Here is a 5,564-nt window from a genome sequence, read left to right as displayed (position 1 = left end):
GGGCCGCCTGAAGCGGCCCACAGAATTAGTTGATTTCGATGCGGCGCGGCTTATTCGCCTCGGGAATCACGCGTTCGAGATCGATATACAGCAGACCATTCACCAGGTTCGCGCCGCGAACATGAATGTTCTCCGCTAACTGGAACTTACGTTCGAAGTTGCGCTCGGCAATCCCCTGATACAGGTAAGTACGTTCTTTTTGATCGTCCGCATGGGCGCCTTTCACCACCAGCAGATTGTCCTGGGCAGTAATTTCCAGTTCGCTTTCAGCAAAACCAGCAACGGCAATCGCAATTCGGTAATGGTTTTCGTCTACCAGCTCAACGTTATACGGAGGGTAGCCGCCATTGCTCTGGCCCTGATTGTTTTCCAGCAGGTTAAACAGGCGATCAAAACCAATAGCAGAACGGTACAGCGGGGATAAATCAAAGTTACGCATAATCAATAGCTCCTGAAATCAGCGAGAATAATAGACCTTCCATCATGGACAGGTCAGGTAGCCAGGACACCCATCAGGCATGCCCTTCATTTGTCTACACTCTAAAAATGGGTCTTAATACAAACTTTTCAAGCGTATTCATCTGACTTTTTTTGCAGTTTGTTGTCTATTGCATACACTGGTGTGAGCAGTTGTTATCGTTAAATCGCGATAGCCGCCACAGTGTGACGAAATGGTGATGTTATTTTCGCAACGGATCGCTTTAACTCACCATGCAAACACAATAAATACAGATGAAAAAAATGATGATAAAAAAAATGTTGGTAACACTGACAATGTGCAGCGGGATGGCGTTTGTGAGCGGCTGTTCCAGCATTATGTCGCATACCGGAGGCAAAGAAGGGACGTATCCTGGCACGCGCGCCAGCGCCACAATGATTAGCGAAAGTGATACAAACTGGGGAACCAAGTCACTGGCGATTCTGGATATGCCGTTTACCGCAGTACTGGATACAGTATTACTTCCGTGGGATCTCTTTCGCAAAGATAACTCGGTGAGATCCCGTGTAGAAAAAAGCGAGGAGAGAACGCAGGCCACGAACGCCGTTATCCCTCCGGCTGAAATGCCTGCTCCTTAAGTTAACGCCCTGTCTCTGTTACCCACAGCTGGCGGAAACCCTCGACGTCTTCCATCCACGCAACCTGTCGACCATCAGGAGAGAAGATGATCGCATCGCCCGATGGTGGGTTGCCGTGACGGTCCGTTAGAAAATCAACCTCTCCCGTCTGAGCATCACAACAAGCAATTTTGTTATCCAGTACAAACCCCAGCCATTTCCCTGAAGGATGCCAGTTGAATGCTGACTGAATATCCGTGGCGCAGCGGGTAAGCTGACGCGGTTCCCCTCCTTGTGGGGAAATCAGCCACAGTTGCACAATGCCGACGTCATCACGCATTAAAAACGCAATATCAGATGCCTTTGGATTACTGCGCACCCAATGGCGCGGCTGATTTACCAGACCGGGAAAGGCGCGCGCATGAGTAAACGTCAGGCGGCGTTGATTAATACCGAATGGCGGCGCAGGCATTGTCGCCTCAGTGCCCTCCAGCGGAGCGTCGCCCGGCTGTTTCCAGCCGCTTTCATCCTGTGGTAAATCAACAATAAATAACTCCGGCACTTTCTCGCCCGTGACTGATAACGTATCACCGATAAACGCCAGTTTGTTTTCCCCTACCCAGCCCTCTTCATAGGCGCGGTTAATCTCATCGCTACCCGGTTTAGGCGTGGGTGTCGTCTGGGTTACCAGCACGCACCAATGGCTCCCGCTGTACTCACGGGGATGCTGCGCGGAGACCGTCACCGGACCATAGGGCGCAGCCACACCGACATTGCGTAGATCCAGCGCCGGTGAGCGCTCATGCAACACATGGTCGTTATAGGTGAAACTGACAAACTCGCCGCTCGGGCTAAATACATGCACATGGCTACCACCGCGCAGCGCACCCGGCGTATATGGGGCGGTAATATCCATCGCATCCAGATTCTCCACTTTTGCCTGCGTAGCTATCACCCCACGCCGATGATGGAAGTCGTAATGCCATGTTTCATCAGGATTTTCAGGCCCATGAATAAACACATATTTTTCCAACTTTGGATGAACGGTCACTACGCCAACGTGCGATCCCTGCATGGCCCGATAAATCACCTCCAGCTCGCCAGTATGAATATTGACACGCTCAATTGTGTCGCCGGTAAAAGAGGCACCGGAAGGGCGCACATCAAAGACCAGCCACTGGCTGTCCGGTGTCCAGGTATTGATATTGGTAAGCTGATGATTACGCGGCGTAAAGGTGATTTGCTTCATGGAATGCCCTGATACAAGACGATTTCAGCAATCATACTTCACAAGCACTTCACTTTCAGGCTTTAGCGTATCGCCATCTTCATTTTTGCGGACAGAAAGATGGAACATTTTGACGTAGCCATTATCGGGTTAGGCCCGGCAGGCGCAGCGCTGGCGCGGCAGTTGAGTGGAAAAATGCGCGTGATCGCGTTGGATAAAAAACACCAGTGTGGCAACGAAGGTTTCACCAAACCCTGCGGCGGTCTGTTAGCCCCGGATGCCCAGCGTTCGTTTATCCGCGACGGGATAACCTTACCCGTTGATGTCATCGCTAACCCACAAATATTTAGCGTTAAAACGGTTGATGTTGCAGCCTCTTTGACGCGTAACTATCAGCGTAGCTACATTAATATCAACCGCCATGCTTTTGATTTATGGCTTAAATCTCTCATTCCTGATGATGTACAGGTGTACCACGACAGCCTGTGTCGGAAAATCTGGCGCGAGGGCGATAAATGGCATGTTATCTTCCGCGCCGACGGTTGGGAGCAGCAGATCACCGCGCGTTATCTGGTGGGAGCCGACGGCGCGAACTCACTGGTACGCCGTCATCTCTATCCCCGGCACCAGATCCGTAAATATGTTGCTATTCAACAATGGTTTGCGGAAAAGCATCCCGTCCCGTTCTATTCCTGCATTTTTGATAACGACGCAACCGACTGTTATTCCTGGAGTATCAGCAAAGATGGCTATTTTATCTTTGGCGGTGCCTACCCGATGAAGGACGGTCAGGCGCGCTTTGACGCGCTGAAAGCGAAGATGGAAGCGTTCCAATTTCAGTTCGGAAAACCGGTGAAAAGTGAAAAATGTACGGTGCTGTTTCCTTCACGCTGGAAAGACTTCGTCTGTGGCAAGGACAACGCATTTTTGATTGGCGAAGCGGCCGGTTTTATCAGCGCCAGCTCACTGGAGGGGATTAGCTATGCGCTGGACAGCGCGGAGGCGCTCAAATCTGTATTGTTGCGGGATGCACCAGATATGAATCACGCTTACCGCAAAGCCACCCGCAAGTTACGTCTCAAACTGTTTGGCAAAATCCTGAAAAGTCGGGCCCTGACGTCGGCGTTTTCCCGCAAATGGATAATGCGCAGCGGCGTGGCGCATATTCCTCAAGGTGACCACTCAGTATCACAACTAATTGCTGAAACAGGGCAAATGCGCCAAGGCATTTGCCCATAACATCTTATTTCAGCGCAAACTTCTCAATGGCATATGCGACGCCATCTTCAAGGTTAGATTTCGTCACAAAGTTGGCGATTTCTTTGACTGACCCAATAGCGTTGTCCATGGCAACGCCCACGCCTGCGTATTCAATCATCGCGATGTCGTTTTCCTGATCGCCAATCGCCATCACCTCTTCGGCTTTTATACCCAACGCATCGGCCAGCGATTTCACGCCAGTCCCTTTATTGACGCGTTTATCGAGGATTTCGAGGAAATACGGTGCACTTTTCAGCACGGTGTACTTCTCTTTTACTTCCGCAGGTATGCGCGAGATAGCTTTATCGAGGATCTCCGGCTCGTCAATCATCATCACTTTCAGGAACTGGGTTGCGGGATCCATTTTCTCGGCTTCACAGAACACCAGCGGAATCGTCGCAACAAACGATTCATGTACCGTGTAGTAACTGATATCACGGTTCGCGGTATACAGGGTGTTGCGATCGAGAGCGTGGAAATGCGAGCCAACGTCCCGGGAGAGCTGCTCCAGATAACGATAATCATCATAGCTCAACGCGGTTTGCGCGACAGTACTGCCATCCCCTGCTTTCTGCACTAGCGCGCCATTGTAGGTAATACAGTAGTCACCGGGTTCTTCCATATGCAATTCTTTCAGATAGCTGTGGACGCCGGCATACGGGCGCCCCGTGGTCAGCACCACATTTACGCCACGCGCGCGCGCTGCGGCAATCGCCGTTTTGACCGCGGGTGAAATGGTGTGATCGGGCAGCAGAAGTGTGCCATCCATGTCGATAGCAATAAGTTTGATAGCCATGAGTTCCCCGGATTAAATGAGTCCGTCCTCATGCTAACGCGATTCCGCTCAAAAAACAGCTACGAAAAGGGGGATAGAAAGGGGAATCGAGATTCCCCTTTTGCAGGACGGTTGTAGACCTGGGTGCAAGTTAGATATCGATGTTCGCCGCTTTCAGGGCGTTTTCTTCGATAAACGCGCGACGCGGTTCAACGGCATCGCCCATCAGCGTAGTGAACAGCTGGTCGGCGGCAATCGCATCCTTCACGGTAACGCGCAGCATACGACGGCTTTCCGGATCCATGGTGGTTTCCCACAGCTGATCCGGGTTCATCTCGCCCAGACCTTTATAACGCTGGATAGCGAGGCCGCGACGTGACTCTTTCTGCAGCCATTCCAGCGCCTGCTCAAAGCTGGCAACCGGCTGGCGGCGCTCGCCACGTTCGATAAACGCATCGTCTTCGATCAGCCCGCGCAGCTTCTCACCGAGCGTACAAATACGACGGTATTCGCCACCGGTCACAAACTCGTGATCCAGAATATAGTCGGTATCCACACCGTGAGTACGGACGCGCACAATCGGCTCAAACAGGTTCTGCTCTGCGTTGTGGTGGATATCAAACTTCCACAGGCTGCCGTGCTGTTCTTTTTCGTTCAGCTCGGTAATCAACGAATTAACCCAGCGGGTAACGGTCTGCTCGTTCGCCAAATCAGCTTCCGGCAGCGTCGGTTGATAAACCAGTTCTTTCAGCAGCGCTTTCGGGAAACGACGTTCCATACGGCCAATCATTTTCTGCGTCGCGTTGTATTCAGAAACCAGTTTTTCTAACGACTCACCTGAAAGAGCAGGTGCGCTGGCATTAGTGTGTAGCGTTGCGCCATCCAGAGCGATAGAAATTTGGTACTGATCCATCGCTTCGTCATCTTTAATGTACTGTTCCTGCTTACCTTTTTTCACTTTGTACAGCGGTGGCTGTGCAATGTAAACGTGGCCGCGTTCCACGATTTCCGGCATCTGACGATAGAAGAAGGTCAACAGCAGCGTACGAATATGCGAGCCGTCGACGTCCGCATCGGTCATGATGATGATGCTGTGATAACGCAGTTTGTCCGGGTTGTACTCGTCACGACCGATGCCACAGCCGAGCGCGGTGATCAGCGTTGCCACTTCCTGAGAAGAGAGCATTTTATCAAAGCGCGCTTTCTCGACGTTGAGGATTTTACCCTTCAGCGGCAGAATCGCCT

6 protein-coding genes and 1 other annotated feature are annotated in these 5,564 nt (G+C 51.6%); of the genes, 2 read left to right on the top strand and 4 right to left on the bottom strand.

Translation table 11 applies throughout. The features are described from left to right. Positions 1 to 25 precede the first annotated feature (25 nt). A complete protein-coding gene (gene ibpA, locus FDW87_RS00850; RefSeq protein ID WP_003023882.1) occupies positions 26 to 439 on the bottom strand; it encodes a small heat shock chaperone IbpA in 414 nt (137 codons plus the stop codon). Next, positions 433 to 505, bottom strand: a sequence feature (ROSE (Repression Of Heat Shock gene Expression) occurs in the 5'-region of heat shock genes and acts as an RNA thermometer to modulate expression.). Its footprint overlaps the gene before it by 7 nt. Positions 506 to 744: 239 nt before the next feature. Here ibpA and FDW87_RS00845 point away from each other — a divergent pair. Then, on the top strand, positions 745 to 1,077 hold the full coding sequence (locus FDW87_RS00845) for a YceK/YidQ family lipoprotein (RefSeq protein ID WP_165500175.1): 333 nt from the start codon (positions 745 to 747) through the stop codon (positions 1,075 to 1,077). 1 nt (position 1,078) lies between these two features. Here the strand turns inward: FDW87_RS00845 and FDW87_RS00840 are convergent, their stop codons facing one another. Continuing rightward, entirely contained in the window at positions 1,079 to 2,305 is a 1,227-nt protein-coding gene (locus FDW87_RS00840) for a DUF3748 domain-containing protein (protein ID WP_137366943.1), read from the bottom strand. A gap of 99 nt (positions 2,306 to 2,404) precedes the next feature. On the opposite strand from FDW87_RS00840, the gene cbrA reads away from it, so the two are divergent. Next, the gene (gene cbrA, locus FDW87_RS00835; protein ID WP_049271669.1) at positions 2,405 to 3,523 is read left to right on the top strand and encodes a colicin M resistance lipid reductase CbrA; all 1,119 of its coding nucleotides are present in this window, start codon (positions 2,405 to 2,407) and stop codon (positions 3,521 to 3,523) included. 4 nt (positions 3,524 to 3,527) lie between these two features. Here the strand turns inward: cbrA and yidA are convergent, their stop codons facing one another. Next, entirely contained in the window at positions 3,528 to 4,340 is an 813-nt protein-coding gene (gene yidA / locus FDW87_RS00830) for a sugar-phosphatase (protein WP_016155065.1), read from the bottom strand. 130 nt (positions 4,341 to 4,470) lie between these two features. Further along, positions 4,471 to 5,564 (bottom strand): toprim domain-containing protein (locus tag FDW87_RS21330; protein WP_252362915.1); only part of this gene is annotated, 1,094 nt, incomplete at its 5' end.

Origin of the sequence: Citrobacter sp. wls826 (assembly GCF_005281245.1) — a bacterium.
Lineage (GTDB): Bacteria > Pseudomonadota > Gammaproteobacteria > Enterobacterales > Enterobacteriaceae > Citrobacter > Citrobacter braakii.
This window is presented reverse-complemented; position numbering and strand designations above follow the sequence as displayed.